19 protein-coding genes are annotated in these 21784 nt (G+C 73.8%); 11 read left to right on the top strand and 8 right to left on the bottom strand.

What is annotated here, in order from left to right:
- Nucleotides 1-84: 84 nt before the first annotated feature.
- Genes ACFYSC_RS29300 through ACFYSC_RS29285 form a run of 4 tightly spaced genes read right to left on the bottom strand, consistent with a single transcriptional unit; the run spans nucleotide 85 to nucleotide 3896 of the window.
- Nucleotides 85-1206, bottom strand: coding sequence for an FAD-dependent monooxygenase (locus tag ACFYSC_RS29300; RefSeq protein WP_389968108.1), 1122 nt, complete (start codon nucleotides 1204-1206; stop codon nucleotides 85-87).
- 20 nt (nucleotides 1207-1226) lie between these two features.
- Nucleotides 1227-2018 carry a maleylpyruvate isomerase family mycothiol-dependent enzyme gene (locus ACFYSC_RS29295; RefSeq protein WP_389968106.1) on the bottom strand — a complete coding sequence of 264 codons (792 nt, stop codon included), beginning with the start codon at nucleotides 2016-2018 and terminating at the stop codon, nucleotides 1227-1229.
- Nucleotides 2011-2844: a fumarylacetoacetate hydrolase family protein gene (locus ACFYSC_RS29290; RefSeq protein ID WP_389968104.1), complete on the bottom strand. Its 834-nt coding sequence runs from the start codon at nucleotides 2842-2844 to the stop codon at nucleotides 2011-2013. The genes ACFYSC_RS29295 and ACFYSC_RS29290 overlap by 8 nt, the downstream gene beginning before the upstream one ends.
- Complete coding sequence (locus tag ACFYSC_RS29285) at nucleotides 2841-3896, bottom strand: cupin domain-containing protein (protein ID WP_389968102.1); 1056 nt, start codon at nucleotides 3894-3896, stop codon at nucleotides 2841-2843. Before ACFYSC_RS29285 ends, ACFYSC_RS29290 begins: the two co-directional genes overlap by 4 nt.
- Before the next feature lie 47 nt (nucleotides 3897-3943).
- Here ACFYSC_RS29285 and ACFYSC_RS29280 point away from each other — a divergent pair, with 47 nt between their 5' ends.
- Nucleotides 3944-4696: an IclR family transcriptional regulator gene (locus tag ACFYSC_RS29280; RefSeq protein ID WP_389968100.1), complete on the top strand. Its 753-nt coding sequence runs from the start codon at nucleotides 3944-3946 to the stop codon at nucleotides 4694-4696.
- A 133-nt stretch (nucleotides 4697-4829) separates the two neighbouring features.
- Here ACFYSC_RS29280 and ACFYSC_RS29275 read toward each other — a convergent pair whose 3' ends face one another.
- Nucleotides 4830-5477: an NADPH-dependent FMN reductase gene (locus tag ACFYSC_RS29275; protein WP_389968099.1), complete on the bottom strand. Its 648-nt coding sequence runs from the start codon at nucleotides 5475-5477 to the stop codon at nucleotides 4830-4832.
- 286 nt (nucleotides 5478-5763) lie between these two features.
- Here ACFYSC_RS29275 and ACFYSC_RS29270 point away from each other — a divergent pair, with 286 nt between their 5' ends.
- Nucleotides 5764-6876: a collagen-binding domain-containing protein gene (locus ACFYSC_RS29270; RefSeq protein ID WP_389968097.1), complete on the top strand. Its 1113-nt coding sequence runs from the start codon at nucleotides 5764-5766 to the stop codon at nucleotides 6874-6876.
- Nucleotides 6877-6896: 20 nt separating this feature from the next.
- On the opposite strand, the gene ACFYSC_RS29265 is transcribed toward ACFYSC_RS29270, so the two are convergent.
- Nucleotides 6897-7985 (bottom strand): ROK family protein, encoded by a 1089-nt coding sequence (locus ACFYSC_RS29265; protein ID WP_389968158.1) that lies wholly within the window; start codon nucleotides 7983-7985, stop codon nucleotides 6897-6899.
- Between the two features lie 118 nt (nucleotides 7986-8103).
- Here ACFYSC_RS29265 and ACFYSC_RS29260 point away from each other — a divergent pair, with 118 nt between their 5' ends.
- The 4 genes from ACFYSC_RS29260 (at nucleotide 8104) to ACFYSC_RS29245 (ending at nucleotide 12597) form a co-directional block, all read left to right on the top strand.
- A complete protein-coding gene (locus ACFYSC_RS29260) occupies nucleotides 8104-9366 on the top strand; it encodes a Gfo/Idh/MocA family protein (protein ID WP_389968095.1) in 1263 nt (420 codons plus the stop codon).
- On the top strand, nucleotides 9356-10648 hold the full coding sequence (locus ACFYSC_RS29255; protein WP_389968093.1) for an ABC transporter substrate-binding protein: 1293 nt from the start codon (nucleotides 9356-9358) through the stop codon (nucleotides 10646-10648). The genes ACFYSC_RS29260 and ACFYSC_RS29255 overlap by 11 nt, the downstream gene beginning before the upstream one ends.
- Before the next feature lie 172 nt (nucleotides 10649-10820).
- Nucleotides 10821-11780, top strand: a complete 960-nt coding sequence (locus tag ACFYSC_RS29250; protein WP_389968091.1) for a carbohydrate ABC transporter permease — start codon at nucleotides 10821-10823, stop codon at nucleotides 11778-11780.
- A 1-nt stretch (nucleotide 11781) separates the two neighbouring features.
- On the top strand, nucleotides 11782-12597 hold the full coding sequence (locus ACFYSC_RS29245; protein WP_389968089.1) for a carbohydrate ABC transporter permease: 816 nt from the start codon (nucleotides 11782-11784) through the stop codon (nucleotides 12595-12597).
- A 134-nt stretch (nucleotides 12598-12731) separates the two neighbouring features.
- Here the strand turns inward: ACFYSC_RS29245 and ACFYSC_RS29240 are convergent, their stop codons facing one another.
- Nucleotides 12732-13874, bottom strand: a complete 1143-nt coding sequence (locus tag ACFYSC_RS29240) for an anhydro-N-acetylmuramic acid kinase (RefSeq protein ID WP_389968087.1) — start codon at nucleotides 13872-13874, stop codon at nucleotides 12732-12734.
- Nucleotides 13875-13942: 68 nt separating this feature from the next.
- On the opposite strand from ACFYSC_RS29240, the gene ACFYSC_RS29235 reads away from it, so the two are divergent.
- The 3 genes from ACFYSC_RS29235 (at nucleotide 13943) to ACFYSC_RS29225 (ending at nucleotide 17078) form a co-directional block, all read left to right on the top strand.
- On the top strand, nucleotides 13943-14941 hold the full coding sequence (locus ACFYSC_RS29235; protein ID WP_389968085.1) for an N-acetylglucosamine kinase: 999 nt from the start codon (nucleotides 13943-13945) through the stop codon (nucleotides 14939-14941).
- 159 nt (nucleotides 14942-15100) lie between these two features.
- Entirely contained in the window at nucleotides 15101-16276 is a 1176-nt protein-coding gene (locus ACFYSC_RS29230; RefSeq protein ID WP_389968083.1) for a glycosyltransferase, read from the top strand.
- 70 nt (nucleotides 16277-16346) lie between these two features.
- The gene (locus ACFYSC_RS29225) at nucleotides 16347-17078 is read left to right on the top strand and encodes a hypothetical protein (protein ID WP_389968081.1); all 732 of its coding nucleotides are present in this window, start codon (nucleotides 16347-16349) and stop codon (nucleotides 17076-17078) included.
- A gap of 235 nt (nucleotides 17079-17313) precedes the next feature.
- Here ACFYSC_RS29225 and ACFYSC_RS29220 read toward each other — a convergent pair whose 3' ends face one another.
- Nucleotides 17314-18879: a glycoside hydrolase family 10 protein gene (locus tag ACFYSC_RS29220; RefSeq protein ID WP_389968079.1), complete on the bottom strand. Its 1566-nt coding sequence runs from the start codon at nucleotides 18877-18879 to the stop codon at nucleotides 17314-17316.
- 244 nt (nucleotides 18880-19123) lie between these two features.
- Here ACFYSC_RS29220 and ACFYSC_RS29215 point away from each other — a divergent pair, with 244 nt between their 5' ends.
- Together ACFYSC_RS29215 and ACFYSC_RS29210 are read left to right on the top strand one after the other, a co-directional pair.
- Nucleotides 19124-20710 carry a glycoside hydrolase family 3 protein gene (locus ACFYSC_RS29215; protein WP_389968077.1) on the top strand — a complete coding sequence of 529 codons (1587 nt, stop codon included), beginning with the start codon at nucleotides 19124-19126 and terminating at the stop codon, nucleotides 20708-20710.
- 77 nt (nucleotides 20711-20787) lie between these two features.
- A complete protein-coding gene (locus ACFYSC_RS29210; protein ID WP_389968075.1) occupies nucleotides 20788-21681 on the top strand; it encodes a MurR/RpiR family transcriptional regulator in 894 nt (297 codons plus the stop codon).
- Nucleotides 21682-21784: the final 103 nt, after the last annotated feature.

Genomic DNA, 21784 nt, shown 5'->3' with positions numbered 1-21784 from the left:
CGGCCTCTGACCGCGGAGCCTGAAGCAGAGGGGGTCCGGTCGCCGTCGACGGCGACCGGACCCCCTCTGCTTCAGGCTCCGCGGTCAGAGGCCGTACAGCCAGTCGGTGTAGCGGTGGTCGGACGGGTCGCGGGTGCGCATCAGCTCGTTCCGCAGCGTCCGGCCCAGGCCGTCGACGTGCCAGATGTCGCCCCAGACGCGGGCGGTGGCCTGCACCCGGGCCGTGCGCGGGACGCGGATCCTCTGGTAGGCGGCGAGCGCGTCGTCCCACGAGCCGGCGTGCCCCGCCGACTGCTCCGCCAGCACCTGGGCGTCCTCCAGCGCCTGGCAGGCGCCCTGGGCGAGATACTGCAGCATCGGGTGGGCGGCGTCGCCGACCAGCGCGACCCTGCCGTCGACCCAGGTGTCCGCCGGTTCCCGGTCGAGCATGTTCCAGTGGCGGTCGCGCCACAGGTGCGCCAGGGCGCCGCGCACCTCGTCGCAGCACCGTTCGAAGGCCGCCTCCGGGTCGCCGGGGCCGCGGAAGACCGCGACCTGGTTGAGCAGGGCGCCCCGGCGCAGCGGGTACTGCACGAGATGGCAGTCCGGGCCCAGCCAGGCGACGACCTCGTCGAGGCTGACGCCGAGGCCGGCGACGGGCACCGTGCCCCGGTGCGCGACGAATCCGGAGTCCACCGGGCCGTCGGCGACGAACCCCGCCCGCAGACCCGACCCCAGCCCGTCGGCCCCCAGCACCACGTCGCCCTCGTACGCCGAGCCGTCGGCGCAGATGACGCGCGCGCCCGCGGGCAGGTGCTCCACCCGTTCCGCGTGGCATCCCCTGATCAGGTCCACTCCCTCGCGCTCGCACGCCTGGAGCAGGACGCGGTGCAGGTCACTGCGGTGGACGACGACATAGGGGCCGCGGTAGCGCCGCAGGAACCCCTCGCCGAGGTCCAGGTGGGTGAGCTCCTCGCCGCTGACCGCGTCGCGGAAGACCAGCCGCCTCGGCAGCACCCCCTTCTCCGCGACCTCGTCCAGCAGGCCCCAGCCGGCCAGCACGCGGGTGGCGTTGGGGCCGAGCTGCAGCCCGGCCCCGACCTCGCCGAACTCGTCGGCCCGTTCGAGCAGCCGTACGGTGCGGCCGGCCCTGGCCTGGGCGTACGCGGCGGCCAGCCCGCCGATCCCGCCTCCGACGACGATCACGTCGGCACGCTTCACATGCACTTCCACTCCTCCCAGATCTCCTAGAGCCAGCGGCCCGGGTCGCGCGGCGCCCCGCCCGGGGCGGCGCCGCGCCCGGTCAGCCAGGCGGCGAGGCGCGCGGCCGGCGCGGTGAGGGGCGGTGAGGGCTCGCCCGCGCTCCAGGTCCGGTCGCGGCCGACGGGCGCCAGGGTGAGCGAGGGCTCCTGCCCGCGCCGGCGTCGCAGTTCCATCACGTCGGTCAGCAGCGCGTCCACGAACTCCGGGGGGAAGTCGTCGAAGCTCGCGCCCGTGCCCAGGTCGACGGCGTGCACCCACACCTCGCGACTCCGCATCCACGGGATCTCGGTCGCCGGGACGGTCCGGCCCTGGGCGGTGACGACCCTCGTCCGCCACTGGAGGTCCGACAGCCCGGTGAGCGCCCCCTCCAGCTCCGCCGCGGTCCGGGCGACCAGCCCCCGCAGCTCGGCGGGCTCCAGCGCGACCCCCTCGGCGATCTCCGCGTCGCGCGCCTCCGGTCCGCCGGGGTACATCGGGGTCTCCTCCCCCGTGCGCGCCCAGTGGACGAGCCGGGTCAGCGCCCTGGCGTTGAAGGCGACGTGGGCCGCCAGGTGGCGGCCGGTCCAGCCCGGCAGCGGGGTGGGCCGGTCCAGGTCGGCGGCGTCCAGGGCGGCCGTGAAGAACACCGTGCCGTGGCGGGCCCACTCCAGGGCCGTCCCGACGCCGGGGTCCCCGGTTCCGCGGTTCCCGGTTCGGGGGTTCCCCGCGCCGGGGTCCTCAACGCCGGGGTCTTCTGCGCCGGGGTTCCCGGCGCCGGGGTCGCGGGCGTCAGCCATCGCGGCGCGCCGTGTTGGCCAGTTCGCCGATCCCGGCGATCCGGGTGACCAGCCGGCTTCCGCCGGCCAGGTAACGCTTCGGGTCTCGGGCGTGCCCCACCCCGCCGGGGGTCCCCGTGGCGATGACGTCGCCGGGACGCAGGGTCAGGATCTCCGACAGGTAGGAGACCAGCTCCGCGGGCCCGAAGACCAGGTCGGCGGTGCCGGCCCGCTGCACGGTCTCCCCGTCGACCTCGCAGGAGATCTCGCACGACGGCCACGGGTCCCCGGCGAGCTCGTCGGGGGTGACCAGGACCGGGCCGAACGGCGTGGTGGCCTCGAAGGTCTTGCCCTGCAGCCACTGCACGGTCCGGTACTGGTAGTCGCGGGCCGTCACGTCGTTGAGGACGGAGTAGCCGGCGATGGCGGCCCGCGCCCGCTCGGGGCTCGCGTGCCGTACCGTGTCGCCGATCACGACGGCCAGCTCGGCCTCCCAGTCCATCTCCGACGAGACGGCGGGCAGGACGATGTCGTCGTACGGGCCGACCAGCGCCTCGGGGAACTTGGCGAAGATCGTGGGGTGCCGCGGCAGTTCACGGCCCATCTCCAGGATGTGGGTCCGGTAGTTCAGTCCGACGCACAGGATCTTGCCCGGCCGCGGGACCACCGGCGCGTAGCCGGCTCCGGACAGCGGGTGCGACGCCCCTCCCCCGGCCGCGGCGAGCTCGCGCCAGCCGGGCCTGGCGAGCAGCTCGCCGACGTCGGCGGCGTCCAGCTCCACGGCCAGGTCCCCCTCGATCCGCGCGGCCACCGTACGGCCCGGCAGGCGCAGCGTGGCGAGCCTCATCCGATCTCCTCCCTGAACTGGTGCAGTGCCTCGAAGACGGGGGTGTCGCTGAAGCGGAACAGGTCGAACCGCGAGTCGGCCCGCACGGTCAGCGCCGACCACGAGGGCACCACGACGAGGTCGCCTCGGCCGAGCCGGTGCTCCACGCCGTCCAGCGTCACCGTGCCCTCGCCGTCGAACACCTGGTAGACCGAGGAGCCGACCTCGCGCCGGGTCCTGGTGCGCGTGCCCGGCCGGAGCCGGTGGAACTCGGCCCGGATGGTCGGCATGACGTCGCCGCCGGTGGTGGGGTTGGTGTAGCGGACGGCCGCGTGCCCCGGCTCGACGGTGACGGCGTGGCCCTCGTCCTCCAGGGCGAGCTGCTCGTCGAGCGCGCGGTCGGTGTGCTCCCAGCGGTAGGCGGCGATCGGCGAGTGCGGCCTGGCGTCCAGGCCGGACAGCGGCCGCAGGCCCGGATGCCCCCACAGGCGCTCGGAGCGGGACAACGGCGGCGTCGAGGTGTCGGTGACCTGCTCCGGGCCGAACTCGAAGAACGAGCTGCCGGTGTAGTGGACGAACGGGATGTCCAGCCCGTCGATCCAGGCCATCGGCTCGTCGGTGGTGTTGTGGTGGCCGTGGAAGCGCCAGCCGGGGGTGAGCAGGAAGTCGCCCCGCCGCATCGCCACGGGGTCGCCGTCCACGACCGTCCAGACCCCCTCGCCCTCCACCACGAAGCGGAAGGCGTTCTGCGTGTGCCGGTGCTCGGGGGCGACCTCGCGCGGGCCGAGGTACTGGATCGCCGCCCACAGCGTCGGGGTGGCGTACGGCCGGCCGCCCAGCCCGGGGTTGGCCAGGGCGATGGCCCTGCGCTCCCCGCCGCGGCCCACCGGCACGAGGTCGCCGGCGCGCCGGGCCAGCGGGTGGAGTCTCTTCCACTCCCACACGTGCGGTTCGGCCTCGGGCCGGGGGTGCGGGGGCATGAGGTCGCCGACCTGCGTCCACAGCGGGAGGAGGTGTTCGGCCTCGAAATCGGCGTAGAGCCGCCCAAGGGCGGCGTCCTCACTTGGATTCATGGCCTCAAGCTATCGACCTGTTCTGCATGACGCACTAGCATTCTTCTATGAAGAACAAGCCGGCGTACGCGCTGGGCTCCGTCGACAACGTGCTCCTCCTGCTGCACATGCTGCGCGACCAGGGGAGGCTCAAGGTCACCGACGCCGCGAAGGAGCTGGGCATCGCCCGCTCGACCGCGCACCGGCTGCTGGCGATGCTGGTCTACCGCGACTTCGCCGTGCAGGACGAGAACCACACCTACCTGCCGGGGCCGTTCCTCTCCTCCGCCGGCGGCGTCGGGGGCTCCGCCCTCCGGCGGCTGCGCGAGGTCGCCCAGCCCCACATGGAGGCGCTCTGCGGCCGGGTCCACGAGACCGTCAACCTGATGATCCGGGTGGGCGCGGAGGTGCGCTTCCTGTCGAGCGCGGAGTCACCGCAGATCCTGCACGTCGGCGACCGCCGCGGTTCGATCCTGCCCGCCCACCGGGCGTCGGGCGGCAAGGCGCTGCTCGCCGTACTGCCCGCGGACCGGCTCGGGGAGGTCTGCCCCGACCTGACGGAGGCGGAGCTCGCCAGGCTGACGCGGGAGCTCGACGAGGTCCGGGCCCGCGGGTACGCCCTCAACGTCGAGGAGACCGAGCAGGGGGTCTCGGCCGTCGGGGCCGCCGTGCGCGACGGTCGGGGAGCCGCGGTCGCGGCGTTGTCGATCGCCGTCCCCTCGGCCAGGTTCGGCCCCGACCGGGTCGGCGCGTTCGCCCGGGATCTCCACCGGACCGTCCTGGACGTCGAACGCGACCTCGCGGGCGTCCCGGACCTCTGACACCCGGGCCTCTGACACCCGGGCCTCTGACACCCGGGCCTCTGACACCCGGGCCTCTGACACCCGGGCCTCCGGCCCCCGCCGCCCCCCGGGCCGGGCGGGGACGGCGGGCGGAGCGTCGGACCGGCGGCTCTCACCCCATCCGGGTGGCGATCGCCGACGGCCTGGAAACCTGCGAAGGCTTGGAGAGCCGGAGGGCCTCGGACGGCTGCGGAGTCCTGGACTGCTCCAGGGGCTTGGACGGCTGCGGCACCGTGGCGCCCTGCGGCGCGCCGCACAGATGGCGCAGCACCTGCCGGAGCCGGTCACGCAGCTCCGGGTCGGCGACCCGCCCGGCCTCGTCGAACCGGCCGGCGGCCGGCGGCACCGGCAGGTCCACGCCGTGCACGACGGCGCCCGCGGCGCCGAGGGCGCGGCGCAGCTCGATCTGCGTCCAGATCGCCTCGTACGGGCGCAGGCAGGCGGTCACCACGCCGACCGGCTTGTCCACCAGGACCGCGCCGCCGCGCCCGGAGGCCGCCCAGTCGAGGGCGTGACGGAGCTGGGGAGGCAGGTCGCTGTGCGCCGGAGCGGCGATCAGCACGCCGTCCGCGGCGGACAGCGCCCGGCACAGCTCCTCCACGGGGCCCGGGAGCGGGCCGTCCTCGAACGGCGGCACCTCCTCCAGGCCCTCCCACGTCTCGAATCCCACCGAGGCCGGCAGCTCGCGCCCGGACGCCTCCAGCAGCCTTCCGACGTACGCTCCCGGACGCAGGCCACCCGCGATTCCAATGATCTTCATCCCCGACCCCATTCTGTCGCCACGCTGCGACCCCGTCTCCCGCCCGGACCGGGCCGGTGGACGTCCTCCCCGAGCGCCGCCACGACACACGTCACCGGCCTTCGCGCTCCATCACGTCGCTTGACCCTGCCCTGGGGAACGGCTCCCGAACATGACGTACGTCACATCTTTCACAGAGGAGCACCAGGCTCCCTCCAGGAACGCCCGGCGCGCGGCGCGGCGCGGAGCGGGACACGGCTCCTCTCTCCAGACTCGGCCGGAGAGATGGATCATGTACGGAGGACTCATGCGTGCTCTGAGGTACCGGCTGGGGCTGGGAGCCTGCGGCATCGGCGCGGGGGCCATCGCCCTCGCCCCCGCCTCGGCGATGGAACCGATCAACCCGATCGCCGGGAACAACGGCTTCACCGTCATGGTGGAGGGGGACGCCACGCTGACGAGCAACGAGAACGAGGGCACGCTGGCGATCGGCGGGAACCTCATCATGACCGGCGACTACCGGGTCGCCCTCGCCACGGCCGGCTCCTACCTCGTCGACGGCGACGCCCGGCCGACGGCGCTGGTGGTGGGCGGCCGGGTCGCCTTCGACCAGAGCACCCCCACCGGCCGCGTCTCGGTCCCCTCCCGGGGATACGTCAAGATCGGCTCCCTGGTGGACTCCGTCGTCATGGACACCGACGACAACCAGGCGCCGGCCGACACGCGGGTGAACTCCACGGGGGACTACGAGGATCCCAAGCGGATGGAGCTGAACGTCCGCCAGCCCGCCGCCTCGGTGGGCCCGGCCACGATCTTCGACTTCCAGCGGCTCTTCGAGACCTACCGGGCGCGGTCCGCGGAGCTGGCCGCGTGCGAGAACAACGTCGTGCTGCGCGACGGGAACGGCCGGCCGTTCCCCGGCGGGGTGATCCCCCCGGGCTCAACCGCGCGGATCAGCCTGGCGGGGAACACCACCAACGTCATCCGGATCACCGGCCGGAACCTGGCGGCCATCACCCGTCTGGTCTTCACCCGCAGACCGACGGCGGCCTCGCCCCTGCTGGTCGTCGTGGACACCTCGGCCGAGGACGGCGTCCTCACCTGGGTGCCGCCCGCCGTCACCGGGATCGGCGGGAAACAGGCCCGTTTCATCCTGTTCGACTTCCCGGACGCCGTCTCGATCACCATGCCGCCCGGGCGGGGCGGTACCGTCAAGGGGACGATCTACGCGCCGGGTGCCACCCTGACCGACACGAACCCGGCAGGCATCGACGGCAACGTCGTCGTCGGTTCTTTCGTCCAGGGCGGACCGGGAAGCGACGGCGGGAAGATCCGCGATCTTCCGTTCGGCGCCACCCTGAGCTGTCCCGCCGTCAGGCCCGCGGCGCCGGCCGGCGGAGAGCCTCCGCGTACCGGGTGAGGCGGCGCCGCCGAAGGCCCCTACAGGCCGAGCACCTCCCGCTCGACGTGGTCCAGGGCGAGGCGGACCGCGCCGAGCGCGACGCTCTCGTCGCCGAAGGTGGACAGCGCCACCTGTGGCGGGGTGAGGCACAGCTCGTCGAGGTGGCGGCGGAGCGGCGTCAGCAGGACGTCTCCGGCGCGCGAGCAGCCGCCGCCGACCACCACGAGCTCGGGATCGATCGCCAGGACGAGCGCCGAGGCGCCCACCGCGAGGTTCGCGGCGAAGCGGTCGACCATCCGCAGCGCGCCGGGGTCGCCGGCCCCGGCCGCCACGAAGACCTCGTCGGCCGCGGCGTCCCGGGTCAGCTCGACGGACCCGCTCTCCCAGGCCACCTGGCGCAGGGCGCCGATCTCGCCCGCCCCGCCGCTCCGGCCGCGGTGCAGCCGCCCGGCGATGAGGACACCCGCTCCCGTACGGTGTCCGACGAGCAGGTAGACGACGTCGGAGGCGTGCTGGGCGCTGCCGCGCCAGTGTTCGGCGAGCAGGGCGAGGTTGGCGTCGTTCTCGGCGAGTCCCGGGCAGTCCAGCCAGCGGCCGGCGACGGCCGCCAGGTCGACCCCGGTCCAGCCCGGCAGCAGGATGGACAGCGACACCCGGCCGGACCGGTCGATGATGCCGGAGGTGCCGGCGGCGACCGTCCAGACCCGCCTCCTCGGCACACCGGCGCCGTCGACGCAGGCCAGGACGGTCCGCTCCGCCAGCGCCAGCCGCTCGGGCGCCGGCGCCCCGTCGTCGACCGCGACCCGTTCGACGGCCACGACCTCACCGTTGAGGTCGGCGAGCGTCGCGAGGATCTTGTTGGCCCCGATGTCCACGCCGAGCACGTAGCCGGCGTCGGCGCGGAACCGGAAACGCCGCGCGGGGCGGCCCATCGCCCCCTCGTCCGGCGGGGTCTCCTGAACCCAGCCGCGCCCGCCCAGCTCGTCGAGCACCGTCTCGACCGTCTGCCGGGAGAGCCCGGTGATGCGGCCCAGCTGGGTGAGGGTCGCGACGCCCTGTCTCCGCAGCGCCCGGAGCGTGATCTGGGTGTTGACCCGCCGAAGCAGGGACGGGTCCCCCGGACGCATGTCAGCCACTTACGAGACTCCGTTTCATAAATGTTACCAGATCACCCCATTGACCCCGATAGACAGTGATTCTAGCATCGGCCGACATACGTCAACGAGTTACATAAGTGGAGGACTCATGACGCGAGCGGTGACCCTCGCCCTGGTCGGCGCCGGTTCCCGGGGGACCGTGTACGCCCGCCACGCCGCAGCCGCCGGGGCGGAGATCGCGGCGGTCGCCGATCCCGTGGCCGCCCGCCGTTCCCGGGTCGCCGCCGAACACCCGGCGGCCGTGCCGTACGAGGACTGGCGGGAGCTGGCCCGGCTCCCCCGGCAGGCGGACGCGGTGGTCATCACCACCCAGGACGCCGACCACGTCGAGCCGGCGACGAGGTTCGCCGAGCTCGGCTACGACATCCTCCTGGAGAAGCCCATGGCGGTCTCCGAGGACGACTGCCGCCGGATCGTCGACGCGGCCGAACGCTCGGCGTCGATCTTCGCGGTCTGCCACGTCATGCGCTACATGCCCTACAGCAGGGCGCTGAAGGAGATCATCGACTCCGGGCGGATCGGCGAGATCGTCAGCGTCCAGCACCTGGAGCCGGTCGGCTGGTGGCACCAGGCCCACTCCTACGTCCGGGGCAACTGGCGGCGCAGCGACGAGTCGACGTTCATGCTGCTCGCCAAGTCGTGCCACGACCTCGACTGGCTGGTCCACCTGACCGGCAGGCGGGTCAGGCGGGTCTCCTCCTTCGGCGGCCTCGCCCACTTCCACGCGGGGAACCGCCCCGAGGGCGCCGCGGACCGCTGCCTCGACTGCCCGGTCGAGCCGGGCTGCCCCTACTCGGCGCCGCGCACCTACCTACCCATGGTGGGCGACCCCTCCTGGGAGAAGTGGCCGCTGCGGGTGCTCACCGAGGACGTCACGACGGAGGGCGTCACCGAGGCGCTGCGGACCGGCCCCTACGGCCGCTGCGTCTACGCCTGCGACAACGACGTGGTCGACCACCAGGTGGTGAACCTGGAGTTCGACGGCGGCGCGACCGCGGCGTTCACCATGACCGCCTTCACCCCCCTGGACTTCCGTCAGACGCGGGTCTTCGGCACCCACGGCTCGATCGAGGGCGACGGGGCCCGGATCACCCTCCACGACTTCGTCACCGGCGCCACCGAGACGATCGAGACCGTCCCGGAGGGCGGCGCGTCGGCCTCGGACGGGCACGGCGGCGGCGACCGGGGCCTCGTCGAGGCGTTCCTGGACGCGGTCCGCACCCGCGACCCCGGCCGGGTGCTGTCCTCGCCCGGGGAGAGCCTGCACAGCCACCTCATCGCCTGGGCCGCCGAACGCTCCCGGCTCACCGGAGAAACCGTCACCCTGGAAGGAAGCTCATATGCAGGCTAAGAAACTGGTGCTCGGCCTGACGCTGGTCACCGTCCTGGGCGGCACGGCCGCCTGCGGCTCCGACGGCGGATCCGGCGGGTCCGGCGGCGGCTCCGGTGACGCGGCGGCGCCGCAGGCCGACGGCGGGCGCGGGCCGATCACCTTCGCCAGCGGCAAGCTGGAGGCCGAGGCCACCGAGAAGGCCATCGCCACCTGGAACACCGCGCACCCCGGCGAGAAGGTGACCTCCGTCCTGCTTCCGGAGAGCGCCGACGAGCAGCGCCGCAAGCTGATCCAGAACGCCCAGACCGCGTCGGACTCGTTGGACATCGTCCTCATCGACGCGGTGTGGACCGCCGAGTTCGCCGCCAACCGGTGGGTCGACGAGCTGCCGGCCGACGAGTTCGACGTCTCCGGCTTCCTGCCGCCCGCGGTCGACACCGGCAAGTACCGCGACAAGCTGTACGCGATGCCGATGTACACCGGCACCGGCCTGCTCTACTACCGCAAGGACCTCGTCTCCGAGCCCCCGAAGACCTGGGCGGAGATGAAGACGATCTGCGACAGGGTGCTGCCGAAGCAGAAGGGCATGAGCTGCTACGGCGGCCAGTTCGACAAGTACGAGGGCCTCACCGTCAACTTCTCCGAGGCGGTCAACTCCGCGGGCGGGGAGTTCCTCGACGCGTCCGGCAAGCCCTCCCTGGACAGCGAGGGCGCCAGGGCCGGCGCCACCTTCATCGCCGACGGCTTCAAGAGCGGCATGATCCCCAAGGAGGCGATCACCTACAAGGAGGAGGAGGGCCGCAACGCCTTCCAGGAGGGCAAGCTGCTCTTCTACCGCAACTGGGCCTACATGTACGAGCTGTCCGGCAAGACCGACGGCTCCAGCAAGGTCGCCGGGAAGTTCGACGTCGCGCCGCTGCCGGGCCTGAACGGCCCCGGCGCCGGCACCCTCGGCGGCAACAACCTCGCGATCTCCTCCTTCTCGAAGCACAAGGAGACGGCGAAGGACTTCATCGCCTTCCTCACCTCGGCCGAGCAGGAGAAGGAGTTCGCGCTGATCAGCTCCACCCCGCTGGCCCGCGCCTCGCTCTACGACGACCCCGCGCTGATCAAGAAGTACCCCTACCTGCCCGCCCTGAAGGACGGCATCCTCGCCGCCAAGCCGCGGCCGAAGGCCGTCAGGTACGGCGACGTCACCGCCGCCATCCAGGAGTCGGCCTACGCCGTGGTCTCCGGGACCAAGCCGGCCGACCAGGCGCTGACCGAGCTGCAGACCGCGCTGACCGGCCTGCTGAAGTGAACCACCGGACGCGGCGGGCGCCCGCCCGCCGGAGGACGGAGCCGGTCTTCCGGGAAACGGCTCCGGTTTTCCGGAGAACGGTGTCGTTCCTCTGGAAGAGGACCTTCCGGAAGACGGCGCCCGCCGCGTCCGCCCCTGGCAAGCACCCCCCGACCTCAGCAGGAGGTGAGCGGTGGCCACGGTCACCACGAAGCGGCGCCCCGGGCCCGTCCGGCGGTCCGGCGGACCCGAGCGCGCCGTACGCGACGGCCGGTCCTGGACCGCGGCGCTGATGCTGTCCCCCACCCTGGCCGTGCTGGCCCTGGTGGTGCTCTACCCGCTGCTCGCCGCGGCGCGGGAGTCGTTCTACACCAGCGGCGAGACGCTGGACGCCGACGGATTCGTGATCAAAGGCGAGCGGTTCACCGGACTGGCCAACTACGCGGGCGTGCTGGACGGGCGTTTCCTGAACGCGATGTTCAACACCACGCTCTTCACCGTGGCCACCGTCTCGCTGGAGGTCGTCCTCGGCGTCGCCATGGCCCTGGTGATGCACCGGGCGCTGCGCGGCCGGGCGATCCTGCGGGCCAGCATCCTGGTGCCGTGGGCGGTGCCCACCGCGGTCTCCGGCCTCATGTGGCGGTGGATCTTCCAGACGGACGGCGTCGCCAACGCGCTCCTCGGCACCGACATCCTGTGGACCGCCGAGGGGGTCTACGCCAAGCTCGTCGTGATCGTCGCCGACACCTGGAAGACCGCGCCCTTCGTCGGGCTGCTGGTCCTGGCCGGACTGCAGATCATCCCCGGCGACGTCTACGAGGCGGCCCGGGTGGACGGGGCCTCGGCCCGGCAGACGTTCTGGCGGATCACGCTCCCCCTGGTCAGACCCGCCCTGCTGGTGGCGGTGCTGTTCCGCATGATGGACGCGCTGCGCATCTTCGACCTGCCGTACGTGCTGATCGGACCGCGCAAGCACTCCGTGGAGACGCTGTCCGCGCTGGTCTGGGACGAGGCGACGCGCGTGCACTACGGGCCCGCCTCGGCGTACGGCACGGCGCTGTTCTGCTACATCGCCCTGATCGCGTTCGTCTTCGTCCGGCTGCTCGGCGCCGACCTGCTGAGCGACGTGCGAGCCCGAAGGAAGGAGTCCTGACGTGCGCGGCGCCCTGCGCGACGGCGGCATGATCGGCATCGCGCTGTACTGCCTGGTGCCGTTCTACTGGATGATCGTCTCCAGCTTCCGCCGCACCAGCGACATCTACGACAAGTCACCGGTGCCCACCCCGTGGTCGCTGGAGAGCTACTCGGCGGTCTTCGACCCCGGTCTGGGGTTCGGCCGGGCGCTGCTCAACAGCCTCATCGTCGCCGGGGTGACCACCGCCGCCACGCTGCTGATCGGCGTCATGGCCGCCTACGCGCTGGCCCGGCTGACCTTCCGCGGCAAGAACGTCATCCTGGCGCTGATCATCGCGGTGTCGATGTTCCCGGGCGCGCTGCTGATCGTGCCGCTGCTGAAGCTGTTCACCTCGATCGGCTGGATCAACACCTACCAGGCGATGATCGTGCCGAGTATGTCGTTCGCGCTGCCGCTGACCGTGTGGAACCTCACCACGTTCTTCCGGCAGATGCCGTACGAGCTGGAGCAGGCGGCGATGATCGACGGATGCACGCCGCTGGCGGCGTTCCGCCGGGTGATGCTGCCGCTGGCCGCCCCCGGCGTCTTCACCACGGCGATCCTGGCGTTCATCGCGACCTGGAACGAGTTCATCATCGCGGTCACCATGGTCAACGCCGAGGACCGGCAGACGGCGACCGTCCGGATCGCGCAGTTCAGCGGCGCGGCCAAGTTCGACACGCCGTTCGGCACCCAGATGGCCGCCGGCGTGCTCGTCACGATCCCGCTGGTCGTGCTGGTGCTCGTCTTCCAGCGGCGCATCGTCGCCGGGCTGACGGCCGGCGCGCTCAAATGACCGGCGGCGCGACGGGACCGCCGTACGGCGGCCGGCCGTGGCACGCAGCCGGCCGCCGTACGGAAGCGGTCGTCACGCGGTCGCGGTCGTCACACGGTCTTCACGCGGAGACGGTCCTCATGCGGAGGCGGCCTTCACGCGGGAGCGGTCCTCATGCGGAGGCGGGCGGGGGCCCGGGGCGGCGGCTCGGGCAGCCGCAGCGGGCCCCGGCCGGGGGTGACGCTGCCGAGCACCCGCGGCCCCGAGGCGCCCGTGCAGCCCGGGACGGTCCCGGGCAGGCCGTGGGCGGTCAGCCAGCCGAGGAAGGAGAAGGCGATCGCCTCCTTGGCGCCGGACGGCACGCCGAGCTCGTCGCTGAGCACGATCCGCGCCTCACTGGCGCGTTCGCGCAGCATGGCCATCATGACCGGGTTGCGCGTCCCGCCGCCGGAGGCGACGACGATGCCGAGCCGGTGCCGCCGGATCTCCGCGGCGGCGGTCTCCGCGGTCAGCGCGGTCAGCGTCGCCACCAGGTCGGGCAGGGCCAGGCCGTACGGCCCGGCGACGGCGTCGAGGTAACCGGGGTGGAACAGCTCCTTGCCGGTGCTCTTGGGCGGCGCCGCCCGGTAGTACGGCTCGACCAGCAGTTCGGCGAGCAGCCCCTCGTGCACCGTCCCGGCCGCGGCGAGCCGCCCGTCCTCGTCGTACGGCAGGCCCGTGGCCGCCGCGACGGCCGCGTCGACCAGCGCCGACGCCGGGCCGGTGTCGTAGGCGAGGCCGGCCTCCCGGACGGTCAGGTTGGCGATGCCGCCGAGGTTGAGGGCGCCGCCGCGGCCGGGCAGCCCGGCCAGCAGCAACAGGTCGAAGGAGGAGACCAGCGGGGCGCCCTGCCCTCCCGCGCTCACGTCGCGCGAACGCAGGTCGGAGACCACGGGGACGCCGGTCCGCTCGGCGATCCAGGCGGCCTGGCCGAGCTGGAGGGTGCCGCGCACCCGTCCGTCCTCCACCCAGTGGTATAGCGTCTGCCCGTGCGAGCAGACGAGATCGACCGGCCCGCAGCCGGCGGCGGCGTCGGCGAACGCCTGGCCGATCAGGGTGTCGAGGCGGCAGACCTCGCCCATGTCGGCCGGGCGGGGCGGCAACGCGGCGACGATCCGGGCGCGCAGCGCGTCGTCGTAGGGCCGCTCGCCGACATGCTCCACCACCCCGGTGAGCACGTCGCCGTCCAGCGACCAGTCCACCACCGCGCTGTCGATGCCGTCGTGAGACGTTCCCGAGATCAGACCGAGTACCCGCACGTCTTCTCCTTGCAGGATTTTTTCACGACAATATAGCCGTAAGAAGATTGGCTACAGATGGAGCTTCCGTGACGGCACTGGTCATCGGCGTTGACGGCGGCGGGACGAGCACGCGCTGCGTGGTGGCGACCGTCACCGGGGAGGTCGCCGGGCGGGGATACGGCGGGGGATCCAACATCCTGTCGGCCGCCGACCCGGGCGGCAGCCTGCGCGGGGCGCTGCTGGCCGCGCTCGCGGGGCTCGACCCCCGCGAGGTGACGGCCGGCGTGTTCGGCCTGGCCGGCGGGGACTCGGCGCGCGAGCGGACCGAGGCCGTCACCGCGGAGGCGTGGCGGGCCGCCGGCCTGCCCGGACGGCCCTCGGTGGTCTCCGACGCGCTCGTCGCCTTCGCCGGGGCGACCGCGGAGGCGTCCGGCGCGGTCCTGATCGCCGGGACCGGCGCGGTGGCCGCCCGGATCGACGACCGGCGCGTCACCGGCCGGGCCGACGGGTACGGCTGGCTGCTCGGCGACGAGGGCTCGGGGACGTGGATCGGGCGGCGCGCCGTACAGGCGGTGCTGGCCTCGGTCGACGGGCGGGCGGCGCCCACCGCGCTGCTGGGCTGCTTCGCCGGCGACGCGCCGGAGGGGCCGGGACCGACGGGATCACCGGAGAAGGCCGGACCGGGGCCGGGATCGGCTGAGCCGGTGCCGTCCGCGCAGGAGATCGTGCGGCGGGTCCACGCCGGGATCGCCGAGTCCGGCCCGGCGTGGCTCGCGCGTCTGGCGCCGGCCGTGGAGGAGGCCGCCCGGAACGGCGACGCCGCGGCCACGGCGATCCTGGACGAGGCCGCCCGGCGGCTGACCGCCACCGCGGGGGCGCTGGGCCCCTTCTCGGGCCCGCTGGTGCTGGCCGGATCGCTGCTCACCGAGCCCACGCTGCTCGCCGGGAAGGTGCGCGCCGGACTGACCGGAACCGTGGTCACCGCCCGCGACAGCGCCGCCGGAGCCGCCGCCCTCGCGCTGCACGCGGCCGCTCCGGGCGCCGTCCCCGACCCGCTCGCCGCCCACCGCCGCCTGATCGGCTGAGCCTTCCGGGGACCTCGGCGGGGCGGGGCCCGCCTCACCGCCGCCGTCCGCCACCGCCACCGTGCCGTCACCGTCGCCGTCGCCGCGCCGTCCCGCCGGCACACCGCCGCCGTCCCGCCGCCGTCACTCCGCGGCGCGGGCAGCCAGTAGGGTCATCCGATGACCAACGCTCCTCGTCTCTCACGTCCCTTCCGGCTGATCGTCTCGGGGGGAGGCACGGGCGGACACACGTATCCGGCCCTGACCGCGATCCGCACGCTGCGGGACCGTCTCGCGGCGGACGGCGGATCGCTGGACGTCCTGTGGATCGGCACCGGGGAGGGGCTGGAGGCACGGGTCGCTCCGGCCGAGGGGATCGCGTTCACGACGGTCGCCACGGGCAAGATCCGCCGGTCGAGCAATCCGCTGAAGCTGCTGTCCCCGGCGAACATCCGGGACATGGCGCGCGTGCCGCTCGGAGTCATGCAGGCCAGGAGGGTGATCGCGGGCTTCCAGCCGGACGTCGTCCTGGCGACCGGGGGGTACGTCGCGGTCCCGGCGGGGCTGGCGGCCCGCATGTGCCGGCGGCCGCTGGTGCTGCACGAGCAGACGGTGCGGCTGGGACTGGCCAACCGCAGGCTCGCGCGGCGGGCGACGCGCATCGCCCTGTCATCGGACTCGTCGCTGCCGCTGCTGCCGGAGGGGGTGCGCGCCCTCGGGGTCGTCACGGGCAACCCGGTCCGTCCCGAGGTGCTGTCGGGGGACGCGGGCAGGGCGGTCGGGGCGCTGGGACTGCGGGGCTTCGACCGGCGCCTGCCGACCGTGTACGTCACGGGCGGCGCCCAGGGCTCCCAGCAGATCAACGACGTGGTCCGTGACGCGCTGCCGTGGCTGCTGCAGCGGGCGAACGTGATCCATCAATGCGGTTCCGCGCACGTCGACGCGCTGCGGCGGAGCGCGGCGGCCCTTCCTCCGGAGGCGGCCGGCCGCTACCACCTGACCGGGTTCGTCGGACCGGAGCTGCCGGACGTGCTGGCCCTGGCCGACCTGGTGATCTCCCGCAGCGGCGCCGGGACGCTGGCCGAACTGACCGCGCTCGGCAAGCCGGCGGTGTTCGTCCCGCTCGCGACGTCGGCCGGTAACGAGCAGGCGCACAACGCCCGACACCTGGAGGATGCCGGGGCCGCGGTGGCGTTGACCGGTGAGGTCACGGCGGCCGCCCTGCGCGAGGCGGTGGGCCCGCTCCTGACCGACCCGGCCCGGCGGGCGGCGATGGCACGGCGGGCCAGGGCGCACGGGAGGCCGGACGCGGCGGACAGGCTGGTGGACGTGATCCTGTCCGCCGCGTCCGTCTGACCCGCGCGAAGCGGCGCGGGAGACACCGGCCGCGCGGGAACCTCTCCGGGCCGGCGGGGGTATCTGAGGCATGAAGCGAATACTGATCGTCGCGGCGCTGCTCCTCGCGCCCGTGCCGGCGTTCGCGGCCCCCGCCCGCGCGGGCGGCTGGGCCGTCACCTACCTGGACCCGGTCCCCGAGGACATCCGCCCGCAGGCCTCCTACGTGATGGGGCTCTGGATGCTCCAGCACGGCACCCATCCCTACGAGGGCGCGAATCTGGGCGAGGTCGGGCTGAGGTTCACCCAGGGGAGGAAGAGCATCGACTTCCCCGGGGTGGAGCTGCGGGAGCCGGCCCACTACGCGGTGGCGGTGTCCCTGCCGCGCGGCACCTGGAAGGTGGAGGCCGTCCAGGGCTGGTTCTCCCCCTATGAGATCGGCACCGTCACCGTTCCGGGGAGCCTGAAGGTCAGGCCGGTCCCCGCCGACCTCCGGCGGGCCATCGACACCCAGGAGCCGCAGGAGGACTACTGGGGGGACATCCGCCCGCCGGGGATCCCGCCGTCCGGGATCGCCCCGCCCGCCCGCTCCACCGGCGGCCCCGCCACCCCGTCCGCCTCTCCCGCGGCGGCGCCGCCCGGCCGGACCGCGGGGGCGTCCGGCACCGGTGACGCCGGGGCCGCGGTGACCACCGCGTCCGTCGAGTCCGGCGTGGGGTCCGGGTCCGGGTGGCCGGCGCCGTACGGCGTGGCCGTCGCGGCGGGGCTGGCCCTTCTCGGCGGCGCGGTGCTGGTCCGCCGCGGGCGGGCGCGGCGGCGCTGATCCACCGCGCCGGCCGCACGGCCGGGCCCCGAGGCGCCGGCCCACCGTTCCCGCCGCACGACCGGGAACGGCGACGCCGGCCCTCCGTGCCCGGCCGTACGGCCAGAACGGCCTTTTGCGCCCGGCCGTACGACCCGGAACGGCGGCGCCGATCCTCCGTGCCCGGCGACGCTGACGGGCACGGAGGCGTCTCGCGGCGTCCCCCCGGGGTCCCCTCGGGGACCCCGGCCGGGGCTCAGTGCACGCGGCGGACGTCGCTCGGCGCGCTCTGCCGGCTGACCCGGTCGACGGCCGTGACGTAGTAGTGGGCGTTCCGGCCGCCCTCGGCGTCCACCCAGCTCACCTGCTTGCCGGTGGCCGGGACGAGCGCGACCAGGTTGCGGGCGTCGTCGAAGTCCCCGGGCCGGGCCGGGCGGTCGAGCCGGAAGATCGCGTACTGGAACGGCACCCGGTGGCCCCTGGCCTGGATGCGCAGCTCGACGCCGTCGGCCTCCTCCTTGGCCCAGACGAGCACCGGGCGCTCCGGGGCCCTGCCGTGCGCGAGCCTGGGCAGCAGCGGGGGAAGCGCGGGGCGGGTGTAGTGGGCGGCCACGGTCTGGGTGATCGAGCCGATCCGGTCCTCGCGCACGTCGGCGGAGTTGTACCAGATGTCGCCGCCCACCTCGGGGTGGCTGCGGTTCAGGGTCAGGTGGTTGGAGAGCTCGTCAGGGCGGAACCACTCGGCCGGCTGGCCGGCGGCGCCCGCCTTGTAGGCCGCCTGGCCGATCCACAGCTCGGTGCCGGTGCCCGCGGCCACGTCGGACCACCAGGGGACGAGCTTGGCGTAGTCGGCGTTCGACTGGCCGATGTACCAGTAGATCTGCGGGGCGATGTAGTCGAGCCAGCCCTTCTTGACCCAGCCGCGGGTGTCGGCGTGCAGGTTGTCGTAGGACTGCCCGCCGGCCGTGTCCGAGCCCAGCGGGTCGGTGGACCTGTTACGCCAGATGCCCGAGGGGCTGATGCCCCAGGCGACCTCGGGCTTGGCGCTCAGCACGCGCTTCTGCATCTCCGAGACCAGCAGGTCGACGTTGTTGCGCCGCCAGGCCGCCAGGTCGGGGAAGCCCTGGCCGTACTTCGCGAAGGCGGCGGCGTCGTCGAAGGCGGTGGTGTTGACCGGGTAGAAGTAGTCGTCGAAGTGCAGGCCGTCGATGTCGTAGCGGGTGACCGCGTCCATCATGGCGTCCTGCACGAACGCGCGGACCTCGGGCAGGCCGGGGTTGTAGTAGAGCTTGCCGCCGTAGGGGATGATCCAGTCGGGGTGCTTGCGGCCCGGGTGGTCGGGGTGGAGCTTGGCCGGGTCGGCCTGCATCGACACCCGGTAGGGGTTGAACCACGCGTGGAAGGTCAGGCCGCGCCGGTGGGTCTCCTCCACCAGGAAGGCCAGCGGGTCGTAGCCGGGGTCCTGCCCCTGGGTCCCGGTCAGGTACTGCGACCACGGCTCGTACGGCGAGGGCCAGAAGGCGTCGGCCGTCGGCCGGATCTGCACGAACACCGAGTTGAGCTTGCGGGCCTGGGCCAGGTCCAGCCAGGCGAGGTACTCGGCCTTCTGCTGCTCGACGGTCAGCCCGGGCTTGGACGGCCAGTTGATGTTGACCACCGAGGCGATCCACATGCCGCGCATCTGACGCAGCGGCGGGACGTACCCGCCGGGGGCGGAGGCGGCGGACGCGGAGGAGGCGAAGGCGGGCAGGGGCGCGGCGCTCGCCGCGGCGGCGGCGAGCGCGAGGCCGCGCAGGACGGTGCGTCGGGTGGGTGAGCTCATGCGGACTCCAAGGGGGTGTTCGCCCGTGACCCGCTTCGGCCGGATCGCGGCGGGCGGGTCACGGAGCCGCACCTCACGGGCCCGCTGCCGCCGCCGACGCCCTCAGCCGGACACGGGGTCGATCGCGGGGGTCTCGACGGCGAGGATGGCAGAAATCTACTTTTGAAGCAATGAAGATGAAAGAAAGTGTCATGGATGTGTAACCTGCCCAGGACGCCCGGTGAGTCCCGGTGAGAAGGTGGCGATGAGCGAGAACATGTCCGGCAGCACGTCCCCCGGTGGTCGCGGCCGGCCCGGCGGGTCCTCCGGCGACCCCGGCCTGGCCCGGATGGCCATGACGGTGCTCCAGCCCGGCTTCGACGGCACCGAGCCGCCCGAGTGGCTGCGGCGGGCGCTCGGTGAGGGCCTCGGCGGCGCCGTGCTCTTCGCCCGCAACATCACCGGCCCGGCGCAGACCGCCGAACTGGTCGCCGCCCTGCGGCGGGAGAACCCGGACGTGGTCGTCGCGGTCGACGAGGAGGGCGGTGCGGTCACCCGCCTGGAGGCGGCGGCCGGCAGCTCCTGGCCGGGCAACCTCGCGCTCGGCGTGGCCGACGACGCCGACCGTACCGAGCGGGTCGCCCGGGGCATCGGCCGCATGCTCGGCGCGGCCGAGATCACCCTGGACTACGCCCCCGACGCCGACGTCAACGCCGACCCGCGCAACCCGGTGATCGGCATCCGCTCCTTCGGCGGCGACCCCGCGCTGGTCTCCCGGCACACCGCGGCCTGGGTCAGGGGCATGCAGGGCGCGGGGGTGGCCGCCTGCGCCAAGCACTTCCCCGGCCACGGAGACACCGTCACCGACTCCCACCTGGCGCTGCCCACCGTGCACGCCTCCCTCGACCTGCTGCGCGAGCGGGACCTGCCGCCGTTCCGGGCGGCCATCGAGAGCGGCGTCCGGGCCGTCATGTGCGGTCACCTGCTGGTGCCCGCCCTCGACCCCGACCGTCCCGCCACGCTCAGCCCCCGGATCCTGACCGGGCTGCTCCGCGAGGAGCTGGGCTTCGACGGCATGCTGGTCACCGACGCGATCGAGATGGGCGCCGTGGCGGCCCTGTACCCGCCCGGCGAGCTCGCCGTCCGCGCCCTGGCCGCCGGGGCCGACGCGATCTGCGTGGGCACCTCCTCCCCCGGTGGGGAGAGCGTCTTCGCGATGCGCGACGCGATCGTGGCGGCCGTCCGCCGCGGCGAGCTGCCCGAGGAGCGACTGGCCGAGGCCGCGGCGCGCGTGCTGGACCTGGCGGCCTGGCACGCCGCGAACGCCGCCGCCCGCGCCAAGGTGGCCGGGGAGCGAGAGGAGGCCTCCGGTGACCTCGGGACGGGCTCCGGGGAGCTGGGGATGGAGGCCGCCCGCGCCGCCCTGCGGGTCACCGTACGGGACGCCCGCCTCGCGCCCGCGCTCCCGCTCACCCGCCCGCCGCTGGTCGTGGACATCGCCCCGCGGCTCAACCTCGCGGTGGCCCCCGGCACGCCCACCGGCATCTTCGGCGCCATGACCGAGCTGATGCCGGGCACCGCCGGGCACACCGTCACCCCCGACTCCCCCGAGCTGCCCGAACTCGGTGAGGGCGGCGAGGAGGGCCGCCCGCTCGTGCTGGTGACGCACGACGCCCACCGCCAGCCGTGGGCGGCCGAGATCCTGGCCCGCGCCGTACGGCTGCGCCCCGACGCGATCGTGGTCGAGACCGGCGTGCCCGGAGAGCCCACCGGCGCCGTCCACATCGCGACCCACGGTATTTCCCGGGTTTCAGCCCGGATCGTCGCTCTCCAGCTGACCTGCGGACAATAGGCTTGATCCCGACAGGAGAGGCGAGCCGGGCGGTGACCTCCGGCCTGAGAACCGGGTCTCCACGCTGGAGGTAATCGATGAACGACCATGACGACCCCACACCGGGGAACCTGGTGGCCACGGTGCGGGCCGTCCTGCCGTCGCTGACGCCGGCCGCCCAGGCCATCGCCCGCCTCATCCTCGACGACCCCGGCATGGTCGCACGCAGCACCATCACCGAGTTCAGCGCGGTCTCCGGGACGAGCGAGGCCACGATCGTGCGCACCGCCCGCGCCCTGGGCTTCGCCGGCTACTCCCAGCTCCGCTTCGCGCTGGCCGCCGCGGTGGCCAGGGAGGAGCCCGAGCGGCTCGTCCCCGGCGACCTGGGGCCCGACGACCCGCTCACCGACGTGATCGCCAAGGTGGCCAGGGCCGAGTCCGAGGCGCTGGCCGACACCTCGGCCCAGCTGAACCCCGACCGGCTGGGCGCGGTGATCGAGGCCGTCGCCGCGGCCCGCCGGGTGGACGTCTACGGCGTGGGCGCCTCCGGGCTCGTCGCGATCGACATGGAGCAGAAGCTGATGCGCATCGGCCTGTCCGGCCACGCGTTCACCGACTCCCACCTCGCGCTGACCAGCGCGGCCCTGCTCCGCCCGCAGGACGTGGCGGTGGGGGTGAGCACCTCCGGGGAGACGCCGGACGTGCTGGCGCCGATGCGGGTGGCGCACAAGGCGGGCGCGGCCACGGTCGCGATCACCAACAACCCGCGCTCGTCGCTGGCGGAGCTGGCCGACCACGTCCTGGTCTCGGCGGGCCGGGAGACCGCGTTCCGGCCCGGCGCGCTGGCCAGCCGGATCAGCCAGCTGTTGATCGTCGACTGCATCTTCGTCGGCATCGCCCAGCGCACCTTCGAGACCTCGGAGGCGGCGCTGCGGGCGACCCGCGAGGTGGTGGACGAGTACGTCGCCGACACCCGCCGCCGCAACAGGTAGGCCGGGGCGACACCGGCCGTTCGCGTCTCCCGTTCACCGGGGGCGCTCGCCGTACGGGGCCTTCGCTCACGGAACCCGAAAAACCTGGTAAGCCCGTAAAAGT

This window comes from Streptosporangium sp. NPDC004379, assembly GCF_042873875.1.
Lineage (GTDB): Bacteria > Actinomycetota > Actinomycetes > Streptosporangiales > Streptosporangiaceae > Streptosporangium.
Note: the sequence above shows the minus strand (reverse complement) of the source record. Positions and strands in the feature narration are given on the sequence as shown.